A 25376-nucleotide genomic window follows, 5' to 3' on the forward strand; every position below is an offset into this window, starting at 1 on the left:
CGTCATGAAGCTCAGTAAGATTGCCTGCGGCCTGGCCGCAGCGGGCTTGCTCGCCCTTACGGCTTGTGGTGGCGGTGGTGGCGGCACTACGGCGGTCACCTCGGTGACGCAGACGCCTGCGCCAACAACACCGGCCACGCCGACTACGCCGGTCACGCCACCGCCTGTCCAGGCTGCGCTGACCTTCGCCAACGTGTCGGTACACGACCCGTCGGTCGTCCGCACTGGCGATACCTTCTACATCTTCGGCTCCCATCTCGCCGCGGCAAAGACCACGGACCTGATGAACTGGACCAAGATCGCTGATGGCGTCACCGCCACCAATCCGCTGTTCGCAGACGCGACCAAGGAATTGGCCGAAACCTTCGCCTGGGCTCAGGTCACCGACCTGTGGGCGCCGGACGTGATCCAGCTTGGCGACGGCAAGTTCTATATGTATTACGATGCCTGCAAGGGCGACTCGCCGCGTTCGGCGCTGGGCGTTGCGGTAGCGGACAAGCCAGAAGGCCCCTACGTCAACAAGCAGTTGCTGCTGAAGTCCGGCATGTGGGGCGAGGTGAGCCCGGACGGTACGGTTTATGACGCGACCAAGCATCCGAACGTCGTCGACCCGAACGTATTCCGCGACAAGGACGGCAAGCTGTGGATGATCTACGGTTCCTACTCCGGCGGCATCTTCATCATGGCCATGGACTCGGCCACGGGGCTGCCGCTGCCGGGCCAGGGTTACGGTAAGCATCTACTGGGTGGCAATCATGCGCGCATCGAAGGCGCCTATGTGCTGTATAGCCCGGATTCCGGCTACTACTATATGTTCACGTCCTTCGGCGGGCTGGATGCGAATGGTGGCTACAACATTCGCGTGTCGCGTTCGAAGTCGCCGGACGGTCCTTATGTCGATGCCAAAGGCACGGACATGGCCAACGTAAAGGGGGCTGCGGGCACGCTGTTTGATGATGCGAGCATCGCCCCGTATGGCCAGAAGCTGGTCGGCAATTATCAGTACGCGCTGGCCGATGGTGAAACCGGTACGCCACTTGGCTACGTTTCGCCGGGCCACAACTCGGCGTACTACGATCCGGCGACGAAGCAGTATTTCCTGATCTTCCACACCCGCTTCCCTGGGCAGGGCGAGTATCACGAAGTGCGCGTGCACCAGATGTTTGTCAACGACGATGGCTGGCTGGTTGTGGCGCCGCTGCGTTATGCACCGCTCAGCAAGGCAACGCCTGCGGTTGCTGCGGCGATCAGCGCGGCCGATGCGGCCGGCGGCTACAAGATGGTCAATCACGGCAAGGACATTTCGGCCACGATCAAGTCTTCTTCTGCGATTCGCCTGGCAGCCGACGGCAGCGTGAGCGGTGCGGTGACGGGCAAGTGGACCTACAAGGAGGGCAACAAGATCACCGTGACGCTGAATGGCACGGCGGCGGCCTACAATGGCGTGCTGTCGCGCCAGTGGAATACCAGCGCCAGCGCCTTCGTCGTGACCTTCACCGCGCAGAACAGCGATGGCGTATCGATTTGGGGCGTCCGCACTGGAAATTGAAAGGGCAGGCAATGTTGAAAAAGATTCTCGCCTCGGCGGTCGCCGTGGTTTCGCTTGCGGCCTCGCAGGCCGGCCACGCCGCGCAAGTGCAGGTGCATGATCCCGTGATGGCGAAGGAGGGTAACACCTTCTACGTCTTCAGCACCGGTCCCGGCATCACTTTCTATTCGTCGACGGACATGAAGAACTGGCATCCGGAAGGCCGCATCTTCGCGGGCGAGCCTGCGTGGGCCAAGGGCGTCTCGCCGAAGTTCGACGGCCACGTATGGGCGCCGGATGTGCAGCACCATAAGGGCAAATATTACCTGTACTACTCGGTGTCGGCATTCGGCAAGAACACCTCGGCCATCGGCGTCACGGTCAACAAGACCCTGAATCCGCGCTCGCCGGACTACAAGTGGGAGGATCAGGGCATCGTCGTGCAGTCTGTGCCTGGGCGCGATGCGTGGAATGCCATCGACCCGAATGTGATCGAAGATGAGAAGGGCAATGGCTGGATGGCCTTCGGCTCGTTCTGGTCCGGCATCAAGCTGTTCAAACTGAATGCCGACTGGACCAGGCCTGCGGAACCGCAGGAATGGAAATCCATCGCCGCCCGCGAGCGTCCGGCGTTCTCGCCAGACCAGGCGCCGGAGCCGGCCGAGATTGAAGCGCCATTCGTCTTCCGCAAGAACGGCTGGTATTACCTGTTTGTTTCGTGGGGCCTGTGCTGCCAGAAGGAGAAGAGCACTTATCACGTGGTCGTCGGCCGCTCGCGCGATGTCACGGGTCCATATCTGGACAAGGACGGCAAGGACATGGCCAAAGGCGGCGGCTCGCTAGTCATCCGCGGCGACAGCGATTGGAAGGCGCTTGGCCACAACAGTGCTTATACCTTTGACGGCAAGGACTATGTGGTCTTGCACGCGTACGAGACGGCTGACCGGTATATCCAGAAGCTGAAGGTGCTTGAGATGCATTGGGACGCCAACGGCTGGCCGGCCGTCGACCCTGCGGACCTCAATCGCTATCAGAGCAACCTGCTGCCGGCGGTTGCCAAACCATGAGCCTCTTTCAGACCCTAACCCCTGGGTCAGACCCAAAGGGTCTTACCCTGACCCGCGGCGGCAAATGGCCAGGGTCGGACCCTTTGGGTCTGACCCTGAAGTTAGGGTTGGTCGCGCGCGCCTGCGTGGCGGCGCTGCTGGCAATCGCCGCGTCCTGGCCGGCAGGTGGCATCGCGGCGGAATTGTTCCCGCTGAATGACGTCCGCCTGCTGCCGAGCCCTTTCCTGGAAGCCCAGGACACCGACCTGCGCTACCTGCTCGAACTCGACCCCGACCGGCTACTGGCGCCATTCCGCCGCGAAGCCGGACTGCCGCTGCCCAAGCCTTCTTACGGTAACTGGGAATCCAGTGGCCTGGATGGCCATATGGGCGGCCACTACCTGTCCGCGCTTTCGCTGATGGTCGCCTCCACCGGCGACGAAGAAATCAAGCGTCGCCTGGACTACTTCGTGCAGGAGCTGCAGAAATGCCAGCAAAAAGACGGCTACCTCGGCGGCATTCCCGGCGGTGCAGCCGCGTGGGCCGACATCGAGAACGGCAGGCTGCATGCCGATAACTTCTCTGTGAACGGCAAATGGGTGCCCTGGTACAACCTGCATAAGCTATACGCCGGTCTGCGTGACGCCTGGAAGTACGGGCACAACGAACAGGCGAAGACCATGCTGATCGCTTTGTCCGACTGGGCACTGGGCCTGAGCAAGCACCTCAGTGACGAGCAGATGCAGCAAATGCTGCGCGCCGAACATGGCGGCATGAACGAAGTGCTGGCCGATGTGGCTGAAATGACCGGGGACAAGAAGTACCTTGACCTCGCCATCCGCTTCTCGCACCAGGCCATCCTGCGGCCGCTGGAAGAGGGCAAAGACCAGCTCACCGGATTGCACGCCAATACGCAGATTCCCAAAGTGATCGGCTTCCAGCGCATCTCGGAGATGACCGGCGACCGCAAGTACCACGATGCGGCCGCCTTCTTCTGGCAGACCGTCCACGATCACCGCACCGTAGCCATCGGCGGCAATAGCGTGAAAGAGCACTTCCACGACGACAAAGACTTCTCGCCGATGGAGACGGAAGTTGAAGGACCGGAAACCTGCAACACCTACAATATGCTGAAGCTGACCGAGCGCCTGTTCATGCAGACGCCTAAGGCCAGCTACACCGATTACTACGAACGCGCGCTGTACAACCACATTCTCGGCTCGCAGCATCCCGACACCGGCGGTTTCGTCTATTTCACGCCAATGCGCGCCAATCACTACCGCGTGTACAGCGAAGTCGATAAAGGCATGTGGTGTTGCGTGGGATCGGGTATCGAAAGCCAGGCCAAGTACGGCGAATTCATTTACGCCCGCGATGGCGATGCGCTGATGGTCAACCTGTTCATCCCGTCGCGCCTGGAGTGGAAGGCGCGCGGCGTCACGGTGACGCAGACAAACAACTTCCCCGACAGCGATACGACAAGGCTCACCATCAGCGGCAGCCAGCAATTCCAGCACTTCGCGCTGAAAATCCGCTATCCCGGCTGGGTCGCCAAAGGCGCGCTCAAACTGCGCATCAACGGCAAGCTGCAAACCGTACGCGCCGCACCTGGCGAGTACCTCGCCATCGAACGCGATTGGAAAGAGGGCGATACTGTCGACCTGCGCCTGCCAATGCGCACCACGCTGGAGCAAATGCCGGACAAATCCAACTACTACGCCGTGCTGCACGGTCCCATCGTACTGGCGGCGAAAACCCAGCCCTTTGCCAAGGAAAAGCTGAACTATTTCGCCGATGACTCGCGCATGGGCCACATAGCGCAGGGCCAGGTCTGTCCGCAGGAAGCCGCGCCAATCTTCGTCAGCGACGCGAAGAATTTCATGGACAAGTTCAAGCCCGTCGCCGGCCAGCCGCTGACGTTCACGGCCAAAGGGCTGGTGCAGGGGAAAGACGCGGCGGCGATCCGCTTCATCCCGTTCTTCCGCCTGCACGATTCGCGCTACATGCTGTACTGGCAGACCGCAACGACCGCCGGCCTGGCGCAGATGCAGCAGGCCACCGCGGCGGCCGAAGCCGAGCGGCTGGCACTGGACGCCCAGACCATCGACCAGGTCGCGCCGGGCGAGCAGCAGCCCGAGTCCGACCATGTCTTCAAAGGCGAGGGCGCCGACGCGGGCATCAACAGCGGCCGCCACTGGCGCCACGCCAGTCAGTGGTTCAGCTATGAGTTGAACGACAAGGACGGCAAGGCGCGCGTGCTGCGCCTGACATTTGCCTCCGCCGACGCAGGCCGCAAATTCGACGTGCTGCTGAACGGGCAGCTATTGCAGACCGTGGAACTGGCGCGCGAAGACCAGCCGTTCTACAGCCGCGACTTCGCGATTCCTGCCGGCGCGGCGCGCAACGGCAAGCTGGAAGTCAAATTTGTCGCGCAAACAGGCTCGATGGCGGGCGGCTTATACGGTTTGAGGCTGCTGCGATAATAAAAAAGGTATTGCAACGCTCAAAAAAATGATTAGATTGGCATGGTAGATTCTTCTACCATAGGGAAAAAGATACTCAGGAGACTCACGCATGACTTTCACACGCAGGACTTTTATCGCCAGCGCTGTCGCCCTTGGCCTGGCCACCAGCAGCGCCTTTGCCGCCAAACCGCTCGTCATCGGCTTTTCGCAAGTCGGCGCCGAAAGCGAATGGCGCACCGCGAACACCACCTCCATTAAAGACGCAGCGAAGAAAGACGGCATCACGCTGAAATTCGCCGACGCGCAGCAGAAGCAGGAAAACCAGGTCAAGGCCATCCGCTCCTTCATCGCCCAGCGGGTCGATGTGATCGCGTTTTCGCCCGTGGTGGAAACCGGCTGGGACACCGTGCTGCGCGAAGCAAAGAACGCCAAGATCCCGGTGATCCTGACCGACCGTGCTGTGAAAGTCGCCGATCCATCGCTGTATGTAACTCTGATCGGCTCCGACTTCGTTGAAGAAGGCCGCCGTGCGGGCCGCTGGCTGGCCGATTACGCCGCCAAGTCGCCGAAGCCGCTGAACGTGGTGGAGTTGCAGGGCACCGTGGGCTCCGCGCCTGCCGTGGACCGCAAGGCCGGTTTCGAGGAAGTCATCAAAGGTAATCCGAAGCTGAAGATCATCCGCACCCAGACTGGCGAATTCACCCGCGCCAAAGGCAAGGAAGTGATGGAAGCCTTCCTGAAGTCGAACGGCAAGGACATCAACGTGCTGTTCTCGCATAACGACGATATGGCCATCGGCGCGATCCAGGCGATTGAGGAAGCGGGCCTGAAACCGGGCAAGGACATCATCATCGTCTCGATCGACGGTGTGAAAGGTGCTTTCCAGGCCATGATGGCTGGGAAGCTGAACGTGACCGTCGAATGCAATCCGCTGCTCGGCCCGCAGCTGATGCAGGCGGCGCGCGATGTGGTGGCGGGCAAGCCCGTACCGAAGCGTATCGTGACCGAGGAGCGCGTGTTCCCGGCTGATGTGGCGGCGAAAGAGCTCCCGAACCGGAAATACTGATGGCATCCGCAATCACGCCGGTGCTGGAGCTGACCGGCATCCATAAAGAGTTCCCCGGCGTGAAGGCGCTGAATGACGCGGGCCTGCGGCTGTATCCCGGCGAGGTGCATACCCTGATGGGGCAGAACGGCGCGGGCAAGTCCACGCTGATCAAGGTGCTCACAGGCGTGCATGGGCCGGACCGTGGCCGCATGGTGTTGCTGGGGCACGAGATTTCGCCCCAGTCCACGCTGGAAGCGCAGGAACTGGGCATCAGCACCGTGTATCAGGAAGTGAATCTCTGCCCGAATCTATCCGTGGCCGAGAACATATTCATCGGCCGTTATCCGCGCAAATGGGGCATGGTGGACTGGCGCGGCATGCGCGAGCAGGCGCGCAAGCTGCTGCTGGATCTGGAAGTCGATATCGACGTTGCCGCGCCGCTCTCGCGCTACCCGCTGGCGATTCAGCAGATGGTGGCGATTTCCCGCGCCCTGAACATCTCTTCCCGCGTGCTGATTCTGGACGAGCCAACTTCCAGCCTGGACGAGGCGGAAGTGCAGCTGCTGTTCCGCGTGCTGCGCCGCTTGCGCGAGCAGGGCATGGCGATTCTGTTTGTGACCCACTTCCTGGATCAGACTTATGCGATTTCGGACCGGATTACGGTCATGCGCAATGGTGAGCGGGAAGGGGAGTATGCGGCCAGTGAGTTGTCGCGCCTTGCGCTGGTCAACAAGATGATTGGTGCGGCGGCCGACGCTGCGCCGCCGGGAACTGCGGGCGCCAGCGCTCAGGCAGCCATTGCGGCGTCGACGACTGAAACTGCGCCGGCGCAGGGCGAGCTCGCGCTCGACGTCGATGGCGACGCGGCGAACAAGCAGCCGGGTGGCACGGCGGCGAGCGGCGAGGCGGCGCCGGTGCTGCTGCGCGCGCGCGGGCTGGCGCGGCGCGGCGTGCTGCAGCCGGTGGATATCGATGTGCGCGAAGGCGAAGTCCTCGGCCTGGCTGGCCTGCTGGGCTCCGGCCGCACCGAGCTGGCGCGCCTGCTGTTTGGCGCCGACCGCGCGGACGGTGGCAGCGTCCGCATCGGCGAGCACGAAGGCATCTTCCTGACCCCGCGTGAAGCGATCGGCAGCGGCATTGGTTTCTGCAGCGAAGACCGCAAGCTGGAAGGCGCCGTGCTTTCCTTGTCGGTGCGTGAAAACCTGATTCTCGCGTTGCAAGCCCGCACGGGCATGCTGCGCGCGATTCCGCTGAAACGCCAGCAGGAGCTGGCCGAAGAATACGTCAAAGCGCTGGGCATCAAGACGGCCAGCATCGAAACGCCAATTGGCTCGCTCTCCGGCGGCAACCAGCAGAAAGTGCTGCTGGCGCGCTGGCTGGCAACCTCGCCCAAGCTGATGATTCTCGACGAGCCGACGCGCGGCATCGACGTGCGCGCCAAGCAGGAGATCATGGATTACGTGACGGCGCTGTGCCGCAAGGGCATGTCCATCCTGTTCATTTCGTCCGAGCTGCCGGAAGTCCTGCGCTGCAGCGATCGCATGGTCATCATGCGCGACCGTGCGGCATGCGGTGAATACACACGCGGCCAGCTGGACGAGGAATCCGTACTCCAAGTCATCGCAGGGGAGGCCGCATGAATACCCGCAGCCTGGCCGCTCCTGCCGCAACGTTCACACCTGGCTTCATCATGAACCATCCACTCTTCAAGCCGATGGCGGCGCTGCTGGCGCTGCTGCTGGTGGACCTGATCTTCATTCCCGGCTTCTTCAGCCTGGAAGTGAAAGAAGGCCACCTGTACGGCGCCGTGATCGACATTATCAACCGCGCCGCACCGCTGATGCTGGCAGCGCTGGGTATGACCGTGGTGATCGCCACGCGCGGCATCGACATTTCGGTCGGTGCTCAAGTGGCGTTGTCCGGTACCGTGGCCTGCATGCTCATTGCGGACAATACCTCGATGCCCGTCGCGCTGGCCGCAGCCATGGGCGCGGCTTTACTGTGCGGCGCCTGGAACGGATTGCTCGTTGCGGCCCTGAAGCTGCAGCCGATTGTGGCAACGCTGATCCTGATGGTTGCAGGCCGTGGCCTGGCGCAACTGCTCACGGATGGCCAGATCATCACGGTGTATTACAAGCCGTATTTCTTCATCGGCAGCGGTTATCTGCTTGGCCTGCCGTTCGCGCTCTACATTGTGGCGGCAGTGTTCGCGGTTGTCGCGCTGATGATGAAGAAGACCGCACTGGGCCTGTTCATTCAGTCGGTCGGCATCAATCCCGTCGCGGCCCGGCTGGCTGGTCTGCGCACGGCGACGCTGATCTTCTTCACCTATGTGTTTTGCGCCGCCTGTGCCGGTGTGGCGGGCCTAATGATCAGTTCCAACATCAAGAGCGCGGACGCCAATAACGCCGGCCTGCTGCTGGAACTGGACGCCATCCTGGCCGTTACCCTGGGCGGCACTTCGCTGGCGGGCGGCAAATTCAGCCTGGCCGGCAGCGTGATCGGCGCGCTGATCATCCAGACGCTGACCTACACCATCTACTCGCTGGGCGTTCCGCCGGAAGTGAACATGGTCGTCAAGTCGCTGGTCGTGTTTGCGGTGTGCCTGTCGCAATCGGCCGAATTCAAGAACTTGTGGAAGCGCCGCAAATGAGTACCGTTATCGCCAATGCGCGCCGCATGTCGTCCGCGCCTTATTTCACCGCTCTCGTGACGGTCATTCTGCTGGTGGCGCTGCTGCTGGCTGGCGGCGCGGCCTATCCCGGCTTCCTGTCGCTGCAGGTGATGCTGAACCTGCTGATCGATAACGCGTATCTGCTGGTGATTGCCATCGGCATGAGTTTCGTGATTCTGTCCGGCGGCATCGACCTGTCGGTGGGCTCCGTGCTCGCTCTCAGCACGATGGTCGCAGCCTGGCTGCTGGCCAGCGCGCACTGGCCGCCGGTGGCCGTGATTGCGGCTGTGCTGCTGCTGGGCGCGGCCTTTGGGGCGTTGCAGGGCGTGCTGATTCACTTCTTCAAGCTTCAGGCTTTCATCGTCACGCTGGGCGGCATGTTCCTGGCGCGCGGCCTGTGCTATCTGATCAGCATTAATTCCATCACGATCGACGACCCCTTATTCGTCACGCTGTCTCAGGCCCAATTGAGCTTTTTCGACGGCTTCGTATCGCCTGGCGTGGTGATCGCGCTGGTGATGCTGGCAGCGGCAATCTTTGTGGCGCACTTCACACCCTTTGGCCGCGCCGTGTATGCCATCGGCGGCAACGAGCAGTCGGCGCACATGATGGGCCTGGCCGTGGGCCGCACGCGCGTTGCCATTTACGCGATCAGCGGCTTCTGTGCGGCGCTGGCCGGCGTGCTGTTCTCGTTCTATATGCTGTCCGGCTATGGCTTGCACGCTCAGGGCACGGAGCTGGATGCGATAGCGGCCGTCGTCATCGGCGGTACGCTGCTTAGCGGCGGCTATGGCTATGTGGCGGGCGCGCTGTCCGGCGTGCTGGTGCTGGGCGCCATCCAGACCCTGATCGCTTTCGACGGCACGCTCAGCTCCTGGTGGACGAAAATCGTCATCGGTGCGCTGCTGTTCATTTTCTGCGTGGTCCAGCGCCTGCTGTCCGCGCGCAGCAAGGAGACTCAATGATTCGCAAAACCCTGATGGCTGCGGCGCTTGCCGCGGCCAGTGTCGCCGCGCAGGCGTCCAATCCGCTGTTCAAGGACATCTTCACCGCCGACCCGTTCGCGCTGGTCGACAATGGCCGCGTCTACCTCTACACCGGCAAAGACGATGCTCCGGTTGGCGGCAAGGATTATGTGATGAAGGAATGGCGCGTGTTCTCCAGCTGCGACATGGTGCACTGGGAAGCCCACGGTTCGCCGCTGAACGTACAAGCCTTCAAATGGGCGAAAGCCGATGCCTGGGCCGGCGACATCGCCAAGGTCGGAGGTAAATACTATATTTATGCGCCGGTCGAACACGCCACCATTCCCGGCAAGGCGATTGGTGTAGCGGTATCGGACAGCCCGACCGGCCCGTTCAAGGATGCGCGCGGTTCGGCCCTGATCACCAATGACATGACCAAACAGGTCAGCATTTCCTGGGACGACATCGATCCCGCCGTTTTCGTTGACGACGACGGCCAGGCCTATCTGTACTGGGGCAATCAGATGCTGAAGTGGGTCAAGCTGAAGCCGAACATGATCGAGATGGATGGCGAGATCCACGCCGTGCCGATCGAGCGTTTCACCGAGGCGCCATACCTGAACAAGCACGAAGGCACCTACTATCTGAGCTGGTCGCGCGACTTCCCCGAAGAGACGGTGTACGCCACCGGCCCAAGCGCGACGGGGCCCTGGACCCAGCACGGCGTCATCATGGACAAGAACCGCATCGTGAAGACCATTCACCATGCGATCGTGGACTTCAACGGCAAGTCCTACATCTTCTACCACAACGACAAGCTGCCGACCGGCGGCGAATTCCGCCGCTCGGTGGCGGTGGAGGAACTGCACTACAACCCGGACGGCACCATCCAGCACGTGCCGCAAACGGAGCAAGGCCCGGCTCCAAATCCGAGTCCGGCCTGCGGGCGATGATATCATCAGGGAATGGACACTCTTAACCCGAACTGGTTTCTACGCGCCCGCCTCAAAACCCGCCAGCTGCTTCTGCTCATCGCCCTCGATGAGCATCGCAACATCCATCGTGCAGCCGACGCGCTGCACATGACCCAACCCGCAGCCTCCAAGCAGATCAAGGATCTGGAGGAGATGCTTGGCGTGAAGCTGTTCGAGCGCCTGCCGCGCGGCATGGAGCCGACCATCTACGGCGAAACCATGATCCGCCACGCGCGCATGGCGTTGACCAGCCTGTCGCTGGCGCATGACGACGTGGTGGCGCTGAAACAGGGCCTGGTGGGCCAGGTGGAAGTGGGCGTGATCATGACGCCGGCCATGTCCCTGCTGCCGCGCGCCATTTCGCGCATCAAGCAGCACGCGCCATTGCTGCGCATCGGTGTGCATATGGAGCCATCCAATGTGCTGCTGGATATGCTGGAACGCGGCACGTTGGACTTCATGATCGGCCGCATCCTGGAGCGCAACGGCACCACAAACCTGATTTACGAAGAACTGACCGAAGAACCGGCTTGCGCCGTGGTGCGCAATAACCATCCGCTGCTGGAAGCCAGGAGCCTGCAGCTAAAGGATCTGGCGGGCCAGCCATGGATACTGCCGCCACAAGGCAGCATCCTGCGCCACCGCTGCGACATGATGTTCCGCCGCGCGGGCCTGGAGCCACCGGCCAACAGTGTCGATACGACGGCGCTGCTGCTGATTACATCCCTGTTACAGCAAACCGACTCCTTGCATGTGATGCCGCTGGAAGTGGCACAATACTACGCATCGCTGAACGTTTTAAGCATTCTCCCGATCGAACTGCCGTTCAAGATGGACGCATTCGGCATCATCCGCCAGCATGACCACTTGCTGTCGCCGGGCGCCAATCTGCTGCTGGAAGCAGTGCGCAAGGCGGCAAAGGAAATCTACTGACATGAGCATCGTCTTCGCCAGCCTCAATCACGCGCAACGCGTGCCGCTGGCCGCCGAGATCCATTCGCGGCCTTTTCTGAAACTGGAGGCGCCATCGCTGGTGTCGCACCTCGCGGTGTACGGCGATCCTGCGCCGCATGCTTCGAATGCGGAAGCCCAGCATGCACGGCTGGCGGCGCTGTGCGGCCATTTCGGCGTTTCCGCGCCGGCGCCGGATACGAATTACTTCACCCATGATTTCGGCCGCTTCCGCCTGAAATGGGAGCTGCACACCGAATTCGCCACCTTCACCTTCGCTGAGCAAGTGCAGAAAATGCCGCTGCCGGAAGAAGCCTTCGACGCCATGCCGACGCGCCATTTGCCGCAGGACTGGCTGCTCGCATTGCAGGGCAGGGTGCTGGTCGCTTCGCATGTCGTGCTGGCGCGCGCCAGTGCCGCGCCGGAAGCCTTTGCCGCCAGCCTGCAGCGCGTCTTCGAAGGCGCTGCGATGGCGGGCAGCCAGGTGATGCAGGGCGGAGAACTGTGGACCGACTTTGCGATTCACTCGGACGGCTTTTCGCGCTTCGTGATCTGCGACGTGGGCATGCGCCAGCAACAGGCGGGCCGCCTGATCCAGCGGGTGCTGGAGATCGAAACCTATCGCATGATGGCGCTGCTTGGCCTGCCGGCCGCGCAGCAGGCGACGCCGGAACTGAATTCCGTGGAATCCGAACTGGCGGCGCTCGCCGGTGCGCTGGTGGATGCGGACGGCCGCGTCGATGACGGCACCATCGAGCAAATGCTGCTGGACCAGATTACTCACCTGGCGGCGCGCATCGAAAAGCTGTCGCTGGATACGAGCTACCGTTTCGCCGCCTCCAAGGCTTACTTCGGCCTGGTGAATGCCCGTATTGAAGAATTGCGCGAGCTGCGCATCGAAGGCACGCCGACGGTCGAAGAATTCATGGAGCGCCGCCTGGCGCCTGCCATGAAGACCTGCGAAGCGGTGGCGGCACGCCAGGAAGCGCTGGCGCGTCGTATCGCCAACAGCAACGATCTGCTGCGCACGCGCGTCGGCATCGTGCAGGAGGCGCACAACCGCCGCATCCTGCAGTCGATGAACCAGCGCGCCTTGCAGCAGCTGCGTTTGCAGCAGGCGGTGGAAGGACTGTCGGTGGCCGCGATTTCGTATTACGTGGTGGGCCTGATTGGCTATGCGGCCAAAGGCGCCAAGGTGGTTGGGCTGGTCGGTAATCCGGAACTGGTGATGGGCGTGCTGGTGCCTGTGGTTGCGGCCTGTGTATGGCTGGGACTGCGCAATATGCATAAGAAGCTGCACAGTGCGTAAGCGGGTTCTAGCCGCGGCGCTGGCCGCATTAGCGGCGCTGAGTGGATGCGCCTCGATTGCTCCCGCGCCGGAACGCAGCGTGTCCGGCCTGCGCTTTATCGGCGAGCAGCGCATTCCTTTGAAGGCGCAATTCGACGGCACGACGGCGGGCGGCTTCTCAGGCATCGATTATGATCCGGCCAGCGGGACCTGGGTGGTCGAGTCGGATGACCGTTCGAATATTAATCCGGCGCGCTTCTACACCATGAAGCTGGATTACGACGCCAGCGCCTTCCGCTCGGCCACGCTGACCGGCGTACGTTTCTTCCTGCAGGCTGACGGCAGCACTTATCCCAGCGTGGCGATGGGCGGTGATGTGCCGGATATTGAAACGATCCGCATTGATCCGGTGGACGGCACGATCTGGTATGCCAGCGAAGGCGATCGCCGCATCGGCCTGAATCCCTGGCTGCGCCACGCCACGCGCGATGGCAAGCTGCTGGGTGAAATGCTGCTGCCGGAAAACTTCAAGGTCTGGAAGGACGTGGAGAAAGGCTCGCGCAACAACCTGTCGCTGGAAGGCCTGGCCTTTGCGCCGGATGGCAAGAGCCTGTGGCTGTCGCTGGAAGCGCCGCTGTACGAAGATGGCCCTGTGCCGACGCCGGACCAGGGCACCGTCACGCGTATCACGCAATTCACGCGCGAGGGCAAGGTGCTGGGACAATACGCCTACGAGATCGACGCGATTCCGGCGCGGCCGGCACCGGGCAAGGCCGCCGACAATGGCGTGTCCGAAATCCTCGCAGTCAGCGCGCACGAGCTGCTGGTGCTGGAGCGCGCCGCCGCGCAGGGTGCGGATGGGTTGTACAAGAACTATATCCGCATCTATGCCATGAATATCGAGGGCGCGACGGACGTCAGCGGCTATCCTGCGCTGACCGGGGCCAGCTTCAAGCCCGCGCGCAAGCGACTGGTGCTGGACCTGAATACGCTGGGCTTGTCGGAACTGGATAACGTGGAAGGCATTGCCTGGGGACCGCAGCTGAGCAACGGCCATCACAGCCTGGTGCTGATTTCGGATGATAATTTCAACAAGAATCAGGTAACCCAGCTACTGCTATTTGAGGTCCAGCCCTGAGATTATTCCACTGGATGGAATAGTATCTTGCTAACGGTGGTGATTCTCATCGCCGCGATATGGATGCACACTTTCGACTCACACCACGAAAGGAGCATCCATGAAACTGTACTACCATCCCCTGTCCGGCCACGCACACCGCGCCCACCTGTTTATTGGCCTGCTTGGCCTGGAGGCCGAGCTGGTGCTGGTGGACCTGATGAAAGCGGAGCAGAGAGCGGAAGACTTCCTGGCCAAGAATCCCTTCGGCCAGGTGCCCGTGCTGGAAGACGATGGCCAGTTCTTCCCTGATTCGAACGCCATTCTCGTTTATCTGGCGAAGCGCTACGGTAAAGGCAAATGGCTGCCGGAAGATCCGGCCGGCGCGGCGAATGTGCAGCGCTGGCTGTCCGTGGCGGCGGGTGAAATCGCCGGCGGCCCGGCTGCGGCCCGCATCATGATTCTGTTCCAGCGTCCCGGCAATGTGGACGAAGCCATCGCGCGCGCTCACCGCATCCTGCCGCTGGTCGATGCCCAGCTGGCGAAAGGCCACTGGATCGCCGCCGCTGAACCGACCATCGCCGATGTCGCCCTGTACAGCTATATCGCGCGCGCTCCGGAAGGCAATGTGGACCTGAGCGGCTACACCAACGTCAACGCCTGGCTGGCTCGCGTGGAAGCGCTGCCCGGCTTCGTGCCCTTCGTGAAAAGCCCGGCAGGCCTGGCGGCCTGATACCAAAGGAGAGTGCCATGGAAGACCTGCGCAGCGAATCGCCCTGGCATGCCGGCGAGCTGGCCATTCAGTCCAGCATCGGCATGGTGGAAAGAATGGAAGCCGTCGGCCGCAAGGTGGTGCGCGAGTACATGCCGGACCAGCACCGCGAGTTCTTCGAGCAGTTGCCGTTCGCCGTGTTCGGCGCGGTCGATGCGCAGGGCGATGTGTGGGCCACGCTGCGCGCTGGCGAAGAGGGCTTCCTGCATTCTCCCGATCCTCAACACTTGCTGGCCGCTTTGCCGCGCGTGGCGGGCGATCCCGCCGATGCGGGCATGGAGCACGGCGCCTCCATCGGCATGCTGGGCATCGAGCTGCATACGCGCCGCCGCAACCGTCTGAATGGCACGCTGCTACGCCACGAAGGCGATGCGGCGGAGATTGTGGTAGACGAGTCATACGGCAACTGCCCGAAGTATATTCATGTGCGCGACTACCGCTTCGAGCGCACACCGGACGAGCCATCGAGCCTGCCGCTAGTGAATAGTACGCGCCTCGATGCGATGGCACGCCAGCTGATCAGCGAGGCAGGCACCTTCTTCGTTGCGACCTATGCGGATGAAGGGCGCCACCGTGTCGATGTCTCGCACCGCGGCGGCATGCCGGGCTTCGTGCATATCGCCGAAGACGGCACGCTCACCGTACCGGACTACCAGGGCAACCGCTTCTTCAACACGCTCGGTAACATCGTGTTGAACGGCAAGGCAGGCCTGGTGTTTCCGGACTTTGCCAGCGGCGGCCTGCTGCAAATGACGGGCGATGCGGAAGTGCTGCTGAATTCTCCCGAGCAGGGGCAGTTTGAAGGCGCTGAGCGGCTGTGGCGCTTCCGTCCGCGCCGGATTGTGTGGCGCGAAGATGCTTTGCCATTGCGTTGGGCTAATCGTGCGTAACGCCGAGCAGTAGAGGTGCTAACATCCGTGCATGGAGCCCGGAACACAGCAGGAGGCATTCGCCGCGCTGTTTGGCGACAGTCCCTATATTGCTTTTATCATGGATGCCAGCGGTGCGCTGCTGGCGCTCAATCAGCGTGCGCGCCGCTACTGCGAAGAAGCGGGGCAGACGCAGAACGCCTTCAAGCTTTACCTGCCCTGGGCCGCCCGCGAACTGCGCGACGATGCGCTGTCCGTGGCGCGGCTGCGCGGCGTCTGGCGCGGCGAACTGGTGCTGCGCGGCGTCGGCAATAAGGAATGGGCGGCCACTCATACCATCGACTTCCAGCCGGGCGGTATGGGGCAGCCGGACAGCTATCGCGTGGTGCTGCACGAGTTGCGCGACTATGAAAGTTATGGCTCGCGCATGCGCTTCAAGCGCCTGTTCGAGCACCATCCGCACCCGGCATGGGTGTATGACGTGGACACGCTGCGCTTCCTTGTCGTAAACAACGCGGCCATCGAGAAATACGGTTATTCGGAGGAAGAGTTCCTCGGCATGACCATCCGCGACATCCGCCCGCCCGCAGAGCTGGCGCGGCTGGATTGCAGCTTGCTGGAAGCGCCTGCCGATGCCGGCGACCAGTCCAGCCATTGGACGCATCGCAGCAAGAATGGCGGCATGTTGCGGGTCGAGATATCGTCGCATCCGCTGACGCTGGCCGGGCACAATGCCCGCTTCGTGATCGCGCATGACGTCACCGAGAAGCTGCACATCGAACGCGCCCTGCATGCATCGGAAGAAATGCAGCAGCTGGTGATCGACCATATTCCGCACCAGATCTTCTGGAAAGACCTGGAGCTGCGCTACCAGGGCTGCAACGACGTGTTTGCGCGTGCGGCCGGCCTGCGCTCGCGCGAGGAGGTGGCGGGCAAGAGCGATTTCGATTTCCCCTGGTCGCACAATGCGGAGCGTATCCGCGCCGAGGACCGCCAGATCATCAGCAGCGGCGAGCCCTCCCTGAACCGCGAAGATCATCTGCCGTTCGCGGATGGCTCGCTGCACTGGTTCCTGATCAACAAACTGCCGCTGCATGATGTAGCGGGAAATACCATCGGCGTGCTGGGTACGATCGAAGACATCACCGAGCGCAAGCAGGTGGAACGCGCGCTGCAGCTGCACGACCGCGCGCTCGATGCCAGTTCCAGCGCGATCGCCATCACGGCCGTTGGCGAAGATCTGGACACCATTGAGTACGCCAACACGGCGTTGTTCCAGTTATGCGGCTACAGCCCGGAAGAGGTGCGCGGACGCAGCCTGGAACAGTTGTTGACGAATGACGGCGACGACAGCAAGGCTGCGGTGCACGACGCCATGCGCGCCCAGTCCGACGTGACGCTGATGGTGCACGCCCAGCATCGCGACGGTTCGCTGTACTGGGCGCAATTGCGTGTGGCGCCAGTGCGCAGCCCCACGGGTGAAGTCAGCCACCGCGTTTGCGTGCTGACGGATATGACGTCCACCATGGACTATCAGGCCCAGCTCGAATACCAGGCCAGCCATGACGCATTGACCGGGCTGCCGAACCGCAATCTGTGCGCCGACCGGCTGGCGCAAGCCATCGGCTACGCCCAGCGTTACGCGCATACCGTATGGGTCGTTTTCCTTGACCTGGACAACTTCAAGCTGGTCAACGATAACCTGGGCCACGCGGCGGGCGATGAGCTGCTGTGCACCGTGGCAGGCCGTCTGCGCGCATCCGTGCGCGAGACGGACACCGTGGCAAGGCTGGGCGGCGACGAATTCGTTCTGGTGCTGCTGACCGGCACCCAGACTGCGCCGCCGCAGACCATGCTGCAGCACCTGTTGTCCGTTGTGTCGGAGCCGGTGCAACTGGCAGGGCAGGAAGTGGCCGTCAGCTGCTCGATGGGGGTGAGCGTATTCCCTGCCGATGGCACGGACGCCCAGCTCCTGATGCGCCACGCGGACATTGCGATGTACCGCGCCAAGGAAGCGGGCCGCAACCAGTTGCAGTTTTACGAGGCCGCCATGCATGCGCGGGTGGTGGAGCGGGCCGTGATCGAGGGCGAGCTGCGCGGCGCGCTGGCGCGTAACGAATTCTTCCTGCAATACCAGCCCAAGGCCGGCGTGGATACCGGCGAAATCATGGGCGTGGAAGCCTTGATCCGCTGGCGCCATCCAACGCTTGGCCTGGTGTCGCCGGCCCGTTTCATCGGCGTGGCGGAAGAAACGGGCCTGATCGTGGATATCGGCCGCTGGGTGATCCACACTGCCTGCGCGCAGAACCGCGCCTGGCTGGACGCGGGCTTGCCGCCGGTGCGGGTGGCGGTCAACGTGTCGGCACGGCAGTTCCGCGACAAGGGACTGGTCGATGAAGTGGTAGCGGCGCTGCAGGAAACCGGCCTGCAGGCCAGCAGCCTCGAACTGGAACTGACCGAGAGCATGATGATGCACGACGCCGAATCGGCCGTGGCGACCATCCGCCGCCTGAAGGCCGTCGGCGTGAGCTTGGCCATCGACGATTTCGGCACCGGCTATTCCAGCCTGGCTTATCTGAAGCTGTTCCCCATTGATTACCTCAAGATCGACCAGAGCTTCGTGCGCGAGATGCTGGGCGCGCCAGCCGTGGCGGCCATCGTGCGCAGCGTGATTGCGCTGGGCCACAGTCTGGACTTCCGCGTGGTGGCCGAGGGTGTCGAAACGGAAGCCCAGCTGTCTTATCTGCGGCGCTTCGGCTGCGATGAGGCGCAGGGCTATTTCCTCAGCCGCCCGGTCGATGCCGACGCTCTCGCCGCGCTGCTGGCCAAGGAATCGCTGCATGCGGCGCGGCCTGCCGCCACTGCATCCAGCGGCACTTTGCTGCTGCTGGATGACGAGCCGAATATCGTGTCTGCCTTAACCCGGCTGCTGCGGCGCGACGGTTATCAGATCCTCACTGCCAACACGGCGGAAGAGGCTTTTGCCCATCTGGCCTTGCACGAGGTGCAGGTGGTCATCAGCGACCAGCGCATGCCGTCCATGAACGGCACCGAATTCCTCAGTCGCGTGAAGAAGCTGTATCCAGGCACGGTGCGCATCATCCTGTCCGGCTACACGGAGCTGGATACGGTGCTGAACGCCATCAACCGCGGGGAAATCTACCGGTTCTACACCAAGCCCTGGGACGACCAGACCTTGCGCGAGAATGTGCGCGAAGCCTTCCGCTACCACAGCCTGATGCGCGGTGCATCGCTTTCCGAGCTTACGTACTGAGCTTCTGCTTCAGGAAATCGACGGTGCGCTGCCAGGCCAGCGTGGCAGCCGCTTCGTCGTAGCGCGGCGTGGTGTCGTTATTGAAGCCATGCTCGGTGCCGGGGTAGACGAAGTGTTCGTATTTGACGTGCGCGGCTTTCAATGCGGCCTCGTAGGCGGGCCAGCCGGCCAGGATGCGCGTGTCCTTTTCGGCATCGTGGATCAGCAGCGGCGCCTTGATTTTTACCGCCTCGCCGGCGGGCGGCTGGCTGCCGTAGAAAGGCACGGCGGCTGCGAGGTCCGGTACTACCGTGGCCAGGTAGTTCGCAATGCCGCCGCCGTAACAGAAGCCGACCACGCCCACCTTGCCATTGGCGGCCGGATGGGCTTTCAGGATCTGAACGGCGGTGACGAAATCGGCGCGGGTCTTGGTCTGGTCCAGTTTGGGGAACAGTTCGCGCGCCTTGTCTTCGTCGCCGGGATAGCCGCCCAGCGGGAACAGGGCATCCGGCGCAAACGCCAGGAAGCCATCCAGGGCAAGGCGGCGGGCGATGTCTTCGATATGCGGATTCAGGCCGCGGTTCTCATGCACCACCAGCACGGCGGGCAGCTTGCCGGTGGGCGCCGCGGGCTGCGCCAGATAGCCGCGCAGCTTGCCGTAGCCTTGCGGCGATGGGAACTCCACATAGCTGGCCTTGATGCGCGCATCGGTGGGCGCGACCTGTTGCGCGGCAAAGCTAGGTGACAGGGCTGCCAGCAGACTGGCGCCCGTGGCGCCGGCCACCGCATAGCGCGCAGCGGAGGAGATGAAATCGCGCCGGCTCAACTGGCCATGCACGTATTGGTCGAACAGCTTCAGAACTTCCGGATCAAAGTCTTTTGCGGTCAGGCGTGCCATCCAATTCTCCTATCCTTGAGCCAGTGCGGAAAAACAGTCGAGCAGGGTGCGTGCGCGGAAGGGCTTGAGTATAACGCGGTTCACGCCGCGCTCGCGCAGCGCGGCCAGCAGCGTGCCGTCGCACTGTTCGGCCAGCACCGCGACCGGAATGGTGGCCTTGCTCAGCGTGCGGCCCTGGCGTAGCTGGTCAAGCAGGGACAGGTCATGCCCGCCGCCCGCATCGATGGCGATCACGGCGCCGTCAAACTTCTGGTGGCGCAGCAGCTCGCGCGCCATGGTCACGCTGGCCGCTTCGTGGATATGCGCCATCCCCAGCGAGCGGGCGGTCATGGCCACGGTCCGGCGCAGCATGGTTTCAGGTTCCACCAGCAGCATATTCTGTTCAGCCATTGCCACCCTCCAGTTCCTGCATCAGCAGTCCGCGCAAGGTGGACAGGATGGCCAGCTCCACATCGTCGAACTGGCGCGGTTTGGTGTCGATCACGCACAAGGTGCCCAGCGCATAGTCGTCGCGCTGGATCAGCGGGGCGCCCGCGTAGAAGCGGATGTGCGGCCAGTCCGTTACCAGCGGGTTGTCGGCAAAGCGCGGATCTTGCAGCGCATCCGGGATCACCATGATGTCGTTGCGCATGATGGCGTGGCCGCAGAAGGAGATATCGCGGCCGGTCTGGCACACCTCGCCCAGGCCGACGGCGGCCTTGAACCACTGGCGGTCGCTGTCGATCAGGGAGATCAGGGCAATAGGGACGTCGAACTCGCGGGCCGCGAATTCCACGATCTTGTCGAAGCGCTCCTCACGAGGAGTGTCCAGCAGCAGGGCCGCATACAGGGCCGCGATGCGCCCGGCTTCGTTTTCAGGAGTGGGGGCAGGGATCATGTGAGCAATGTAGCATGAGCTGGTTAAAGAATGGCGCTTACACTTTTTTACTCCCGTTTCAATTGGATTTCTGGCAAGATTCCCCGCAACGCAATAATAAAGAGGGAATGCATGCAAAAGCTGGGCATCTGGCTCAAGCGGATCGGGCTGGGCATACTGGTTGTCCTGCTGCTGGCGCTGTTGGGGTTGTGGTTCTTCCTGCGCGGCAGCCTGGCCGAACTGGATGGCAGGCGCAATGTCGCAAGCCTGAGCGGCACGGTCACCGTGGCGCGGGATGCGCTCGGCGTGCCGACCGTGTCCGGCGGCGACCGCGACGACGTGGCCTACGCCACCGGCTTTGTGCATGCCCAGGACCGCTTCTTCCAGATGGATTTGCTGCGCCGCGTCGCGGCTGGTGAACTGGCCGAACTGTTCGGCGAAAAGGCCCTTGGGGTCGACAAGGCGCATCGGCTGCACCGCTTCCGCGCGCGCGCTTCACTGGCCCTGCTTGGACTGCCGCAGTCTGAGCGCCTTCTGCTGGAACGCTATACGGCGGGCGTCAACGATGGCTTGAATGCGCTCGGCACCCGTCCCTTCGAGTACGGCCTGGTGGGCGTGGCGCCGCGCGCCTGGCTGCCGGAAGACTCGCTGCTGGTGGCATGGGCCATGTATTTCGATCTGCAAGGCGGCCAGGGTTCGCGCGAGCTGTCGCGCGGCTGGATGAAGGAACACACCACGCCGGAACAACTGGCCTTCCTGCTGCCCGAATCCACGCAATGGGATGCGCCACTGGATGCGGCCAGCGTGCCCGCACCGGCCGCGCCCATTCCAGCCGAAGCCCCCGCATGGTGGGGCCAGAACGTGCCGAAAGATCCGGTGCAGATTGCCATGATCGATTTCGTCGACGGCGTGGGCAGCAATAACTGGGCGGTGGCGGGCAGCCGCAGCGCCAATGGCGGCGCCATCGTGTCCGACGATATGCACCTGGGGATCAAGCTGCCGAATACCTGGTACCGCATGCAGCTGCACATCCCCGGCGACAATGGCGGCACGCGCCGCGTGATCGGCGTAACTCTGCCCGGCGTTCCGGCCATTGTGGCGGGCAGCAATGGCCATGTGGCCTGGGGCTTCACCAACAGTTATGGCGACTACATGGACTTTGTGCCAGTGGCAGAGGACTCTGCCCATCCCGGCAAGGTGCAAGTCGCCGGTGGCTGGGAAACGCCGGCCGTGCATGTTGAAAGCATTCTGGTGAAAGGCGCGCCAGCCGTCCACCTGGCGGTGCGTGAAACCTCGCAGGGCCCGATCATGGAAGGCAAGGGCAAGCCCTATGCCGTGCATTGGGTGGCGCACGAGCTGCAAGCCGTGAACATGAATTTGCGCCGCATGGAGCTGGTCACTTCGCTGGACCAGGCTTTGGCGCTGGCGCCGACGGTCGGCATCCCGGCCCAGAATATGGTGGCGGGCGACGCCAGCGGCAATATCGGCTGGACGATTGCCGGTCCGCTGGTACGCCGCGCGAAAGGCGGCGCCGATCCAACTTTCCCGCTGCAAGGCGGGACGGGCGGTTGGCAAGGCCTACTGCCGGCGAAGGAGTATCCGGTGCAGCGCAGCCCGGCCACTGGCCAGTTGGTCACGGCAAATAACCAGCAGTTACTGGGCGCCGGCGCCGAGCTGATAGGCGATGGCGGCTTCGATCTTGGTGCGCGCGCGCATCAAGCGCGCGACAGCCTGACCGCGCTGGGACCGAAAACCAATGAGCAGGGCGTCTACAGCGTGATGCTGGACGACCGCGCCATCTTCATGGGCAAGTGGCGCGACCGTGCCCTGGCCGTGCTGGATGATCAGGCCGTGGCAGGCAATCCGCAGCGCGCCGAACTGGCGCGGCTGCTGAAGAACAGCTGGTCCGGCCATGCCAGCGTGGACGCGGTGGGCTACCGTGCGGCACGCGCCTTCATGTGGTCGATGTACGAAGTGCTGTACGGCGGCGCCAATGCGGATATGGGGCGCTTCGATGGCGATGCGGCAGCGGCTTCGCGGCGCTGGCCGGCCGTGGTGGCGCGGCTGCTGGACGAACAGCCTGCAGGCTGGCTGCCGAAACAATACCCGGACTGGAAGGCTTTGCAGCTGGCGGCCATCGACCGCGCCATCGCCAACCTGTCCAGGGATGGCAAACCGCTGGCGGCCCATTCCTGGGGCGAGCGTAATACGGCGGCCATGGCGCATCCGATTGCCGGTTCGCTGGGGCCGCTGCGCAAGTGGCTGTCCGTGCCAGCCGACCAGTTGCCTGGTGATAGCAATATGCCGCGCGTGGCCGGTCCGAATTTCGGCCAGTCCGAGCGCATGACAGTCACGCCGGGCAAGGAGGAACAGGGCTTGTTCAATATGCCGGGCGGGCAGAGTGGCCATCCTTTGTCGCCGTTCTTCCTGGCCGGACATGAGGATTGGGTTGCCGGACGTCCTGAACCGTTGCTGCCTGGTCCCGCGCGCCACATGCTCACGTTCACGAAGTAGTTCCGTACGCTTCTTTTGGGTGCATAATGGTGTTTCGCGTCAGAACTCCATGGATGAGGCAAGCATGATCAACGATTTCGCGACAGCTTCCCGGGCGACCCTGCAGTTCCTGCGCCAGCGCCTGGGATTCAAATTATGGATGGTCACCCGCACCGACGGGGATAACTGGGTGGTCCTGTTTTCGGACGATCACGGTTATGGCGTCCAGCCCGGTAAGTCCTATGGTTGGGCCGAGTCGCTGTGCGCTCGCATGGTGGAAGGCCAGGGCCCGAATATCGCGCCCGATGTGAAGAAAGAGGCGGCTTATGCAGCCGCCCCGATCACTGGTGAAATGCAGATTGGCGCCTATGTCGGCGTGCCGCTGCGCCGTGCCGACGGTACGCTGTTCGGCACCTTGTGCGCCATCGATCCCGAGCCGCAGCCGGAACGCATCCGCGAGGACCAGGACATGGTGAAGCTGATGGCCGATCTGCTGGGCGGCTTGCTGGAAGCCGAATTGAATGCGACCGAGGCTTTGCGCAAGGCCGAACGGGCCGACGTCGATGCGACGCGCGATGAACTCACCGGCCTGTACAACCGCCGCGGCTGGGACTTGCTGGTGGCGCGTGAAGAAGAGCGCTGCAGCCGCTACGGCCATCAGGCTTGCGTGGTATCGATCGATCTCGACGATCTCAAGTTCTACAACGATACGCAAGGCTATGCCTCCGGCGATGCGCTGCTGATCCGCTGCAGCAAGGCGCTGAAGGATGTCACCCGCGGTTCCGACGTGGTAGCGCGCATGGGCGGCGATGAATTTGCGATGCTGATGGTGGAATGCGATTACTTCGATGCCCAGGCCATGCTGCTGCGTGTGCAGGAAACCCTGGCGGGCTATGACGTGCGTGCTTCGCTGGGGATGGCGATGCGCAAGGCGGGTTACGATCTGGAAGAGGCACTGGCGATTGCCGATGCCGAGATGTACCGCGCCAAGCGCACGCGCAAGGTCCTGAATTAATTCACTACGACGGCGGCCGGCAGGACCGCCGTTTTCTCGGTGCGCGGCAGTCCGAAGCAGGGACGCAGCAGCGGTACGCGGCGCACAATCTCGAAGATGCCGAAGCTGGTGGTGGTGGTCAGCACGACCAGCACCAGGTATTCGATCGCCGGTGCGATATGCGCCACTTTCAGGCTATGCGCGAAGCATACGATCAGCGTCTGGTGCAGGATATAGATCGGGAACACGGCTTCGGTCAGGTAGCGGCGTTTGGCGCTGTCGAAGTTGAGATGGCGGCGTCCGAAGCCGCAGACGGCGACGATGGCGCTCCACTGACACAGGGCGTAGACGGTGCGCATGGTGTTCAGGGCGTCCTGCATGCTTTCCGGCAGCGAGTAGTAGCAGACGAAACATGCCCAGCATGCGAAGGCGATGCCCAGGGCGGGGAAGCGGGCACGTTCTGTGGCTTCCCAGAATTGCGGCTGCTTGGCCAGCAGGGCGCCCATCATGAAGATACTGAAGTAGCCGGCGTGCATGGCCCAGTCATGAATCAGGTCGTGGGTGGTGTCGAAGATCGGCATCAGCGTCATGCGAATCACGGCCAGCAGGGCGGCAGGCAGGACGATCAGGCGCCAGCCGGTCAGCAGCTTCGCCAGCGCTTCACCGCCACGTTTGGTGCCGACGACAGCCAGGATCATGGTGTAGGCCCACAGATAGGGCAGGAACCAGAGGTGGTTCCAGGTGGGGATGGTCAGGCAACCATCCTTATTGCAGAAGCCGTGGTAGCCGGTCACGTAGAGATGCATGAAATCGCTGAAGCTGCCGGCGTAGTTGAGCTTTTCGACCACTTCGAAATACGACTGCGGCGGCACGATGAAGAACATGCCGAACACCAGCGGCACCAGCAGGCGGAAGCTGCGCTGGCGGGCGAATTGTGTTGTGCCAAGTTTGTCCAGCAAGTGGCAGGCGGCCACGCCGGATACCAGGAATAGCAGGGTCATGCGCCAGGGCGAGGACAGCATCATCAGCGGTTCGATGGCGTCGCTGGCATTGGGACTTTTAACGTGCCAGCCCCAGGTGACGTAATACATACCGGTGTGGAAGAGGATCAGCAGGAAGAAGGCGATGATGCGAATCCAGTCCAGGAAATACAGTCTCTTGTTGTGCATGGCGGTGGTCCTCAGG

Annotated in this window: 20 protein-coding genes; 16 read left to right on the top strand and 4 right to left on the bottom strand. The window is 62.8% G+C overall.

The features are described from left to right. Positions 1-4 precede the first annotated feature (4 nt). The 14 genes from AB4Z19_RS03040 (at position 5) to AB4Z19_RS03105 (ending at position 18971) form a co-directional block, all read left to right on the top strand. A complete protein-coding gene (locus tag AB4Z19_RS03040) occupies positions 5-1549 on the top strand; it encodes a glycoside hydrolase family 43 protein (protein ID WP_442034226.1) in 1545 nt (514 codons plus the stop codon). Positions 1550-1560: 11 nt separating this feature from the next. Next, positions 1561-2595 (top strand): arabinan endo-1,5-alpha-L-arabinosidase, encoded by a 1035-nt coding sequence (locus tag AB4Z19_RS03045; RefSeq protein WP_442034227.1) that lies wholly within the window; start codon positions 1561-1563, stop codon positions 2593-2595. 107 nt (positions 2596-2702) lie between these two features. After that, on the top strand, positions 2703-5057 hold the full coding sequence (locus AB4Z19_RS03050; protein WP_442034229.1) for a beta-L-arabinofuranosidase domain-containing protein: 2355 nt from the start codon (positions 2703-2705) through the stop codon (positions 5055-5057). Positions 5058-5148: 91 nt separating this feature from the next. After that, entirely contained in the window at positions 5149-6105 is a 957-nt protein-coding gene (locus AB4Z19_RS03055; RefSeq protein ID WP_442034231.1) for an ABC transporter substrate-binding protein, read from the top strand. After that, positions 6105-7727, top strand: a complete 1623-nt coding sequence (locus AB4Z19_RS03060; RefSeq protein WP_442034233.1) for a sugar ABC transporter ATP-binding protein — start codon at positions 6105-6107, stop codon at positions 7725-7727. The genes AB4Z19_RS03055 and AB4Z19_RS03060 overlap by 1 nt, the downstream gene beginning before the upstream one ends. After that, positions 7724-8740, top strand: coding sequence for an ABC transporter permease (locus AB4Z19_RS03065; protein WP_442026231.1), 1017 nt, complete (start codon positions 7724-7726; stop codon positions 8738-8740). Before AB4Z19_RS03060 ends, AB4Z19_RS03065 begins: the two co-directional genes overlap by 4 nt. Continuing rightward, positions 8737-9726: a galactofuranose ABC transporter, permease protein YjfF gene (gene yjfF / locus AB4Z19_RS03070; RefSeq protein WP_442034235.1), complete on the top strand. Its 990-nt coding sequence runs from the start codon at positions 8737-8739 to the stop codon at positions 9724-9726. The genes AB4Z19_RS03065 and yjfF overlap by 4 nt, the downstream gene beginning before the upstream one ends. Continuing rightward, positions 9723-10679 (top strand): glycoside hydrolase family 43 protein, encoded by a 957-nt coding sequence (locus tag AB4Z19_RS03075; RefSeq protein ID WP_442026737.1) that lies wholly within the window; start codon positions 9723-9725, stop codon positions 10677-10679. The genes yjfF and AB4Z19_RS03075 overlap by 4 nt, the downstream gene beginning before the upstream one ends. A gap of 12 nt (positions 10680-10691) precedes the next feature. Next, entirely contained in the window at positions 10692-11633 is a 942-nt protein-coding gene (locus AB4Z19_RS03080; RefSeq protein WP_442026736.1) for a LysR family transcriptional regulator, read from the top strand. Between the two features lies 1 nt (position 11634). Next, entirely contained in the window at positions 11635-12960 is a 1326-nt protein-coding gene (locus tag AB4Z19_RS03085; protein ID WP_442034237.1) for a DUF3422 family protein, read from the top strand. Continuing rightward, a complete protein-coding gene (locus AB4Z19_RS03090) occupies positions 12953-14077 on the top strand; it encodes an esterase-like activity of phytase family protein (protein ID WP_442026732.1) in 1125 nt (374 codons plus the stop codon). Before AB4Z19_RS03085 ends, AB4Z19_RS03090 begins: the two co-directional genes overlap by 8 nt. A 100-nt stretch (positions 14078-14177) precedes the next feature. After that, positions 14178-14789, top strand: a complete 612-nt coding sequence (locus AB4Z19_RS03095) for a glutathione S-transferase family protein (RefSeq protein ID WP_442026730.1) — start codon at positions 14178-14180, stop codon at positions 14787-14789. Positions 14790-14806: 17 nt separating this feature from the next. Continuing rightward, complete coding sequence (locus tag AB4Z19_RS03100) at positions 14807-15718, top strand: pyridoxamine 5'-phosphate oxidase family protein (RefSeq protein ID WP_442026728.1); 912 nt, start codon at positions 14807-14809, stop codon at positions 15716-15718. A gap of 31 nt (positions 15719-15749) precedes the next feature. Then, on the top strand, positions 15750-18971 hold the full coding sequence (locus AB4Z19_RS03105) for an EAL domain-containing protein (protein ID WP_442034239.1): 3222 nt from the start codon (positions 15750-15752) through the stop codon (positions 18969-18971). Here the strand turns inward: AB4Z19_RS03105 and AB4Z19_RS03110 are convergent. Genes AB4Z19_RS03110 through AB4Z19_RS03120 form a run of 3 tightly spaced genes read right to left on the bottom strand, consistent with a single transcriptional unit; the run spans position 18961 to position 20725 of the window. After that, positions 18961-19848: a dienelactone hydrolase family protein gene (locus AB4Z19_RS03110; protein WP_442022662.1), complete on the bottom strand. Its 888-nt coding sequence runs from the start codon at positions 19846-19848 to the stop codon at positions 18961-18963. The genes AB4Z19_RS03105 and AB4Z19_RS03110 overlap by 11 nt on opposite strands. Before the next feature lie 9 nt (positions 19849-19857). Then, positions 19858-20238, bottom strand: coding sequence for a response regulator (locus tag AB4Z19_RS03115; RefSeq protein ID WP_442022661.1), 381 nt, complete (start codon positions 20236-20238; stop codon positions 19858-19860). Then, entirely contained in the window at positions 20231-20725 is a 495-nt protein-coding gene (locus AB4Z19_RS03120; RefSeq protein WP_442022660.1) for a GAF domain-containing protein, read from the bottom strand. Before AB4Z19_RS03120 ends, AB4Z19_RS03115 begins: the two co-directional genes overlap by 8 nt. Before the next feature lie 111 nt (positions 20726-20836). On the opposite strand from AB4Z19_RS03120, the gene AB4Z19_RS03125 reads away from it, so the two are divergent. Together AB4Z19_RS03125 and AB4Z19_RS03130 are read left to right on the top strand one after the other, a co-directional pair. Continuing rightward, positions 20837-23218: a penicillin acylase family protein gene (locus tag AB4Z19_RS03125; protein ID WP_442022659.1), complete on the top strand. Its 2382-nt coding sequence runs from the start codon at positions 20837-20839 to the stop codon at positions 23216-23218. A 64-nt stretch (positions 23219-23282) separates the two neighbouring features. Next, on the top strand, positions 23283-24212 hold the full coding sequence (locus tag AB4Z19_RS03130) for a sensor domain-containing diguanylate cyclase (RefSeq protein WP_442034241.1): 930 nt from the start codon (positions 23283-23285) through the stop codon (positions 24210-24212). Here AB4Z19_RS03130 and AB4Z19_RS03135 read toward each other — a convergent pair. After that, entirely contained in the window at positions 24209-25360 is a 1152-nt protein-coding gene (locus tag AB4Z19_RS03135; RefSeq protein WP_442022657.1) for an acyltransferase family protein, read from the bottom strand. The two genes, AB4Z19_RS03130 and AB4Z19_RS03135, sit on opposite strands and share 4 nt — an antisense overlap. Between the last annotated feature and the right edge of the window lie 16 nt (positions 25361-25376).

Source organism: Pseudoduganella sp. RAF19 (genome assembly GCF_052114165.1).
In the GTDB taxonomy this organism is placed as follows: domain Bacteria; phylum Pseudomonadota; class Gammaproteobacteria; order Burkholderiales; family Burkholderiaceae_D; genus Rugamonas.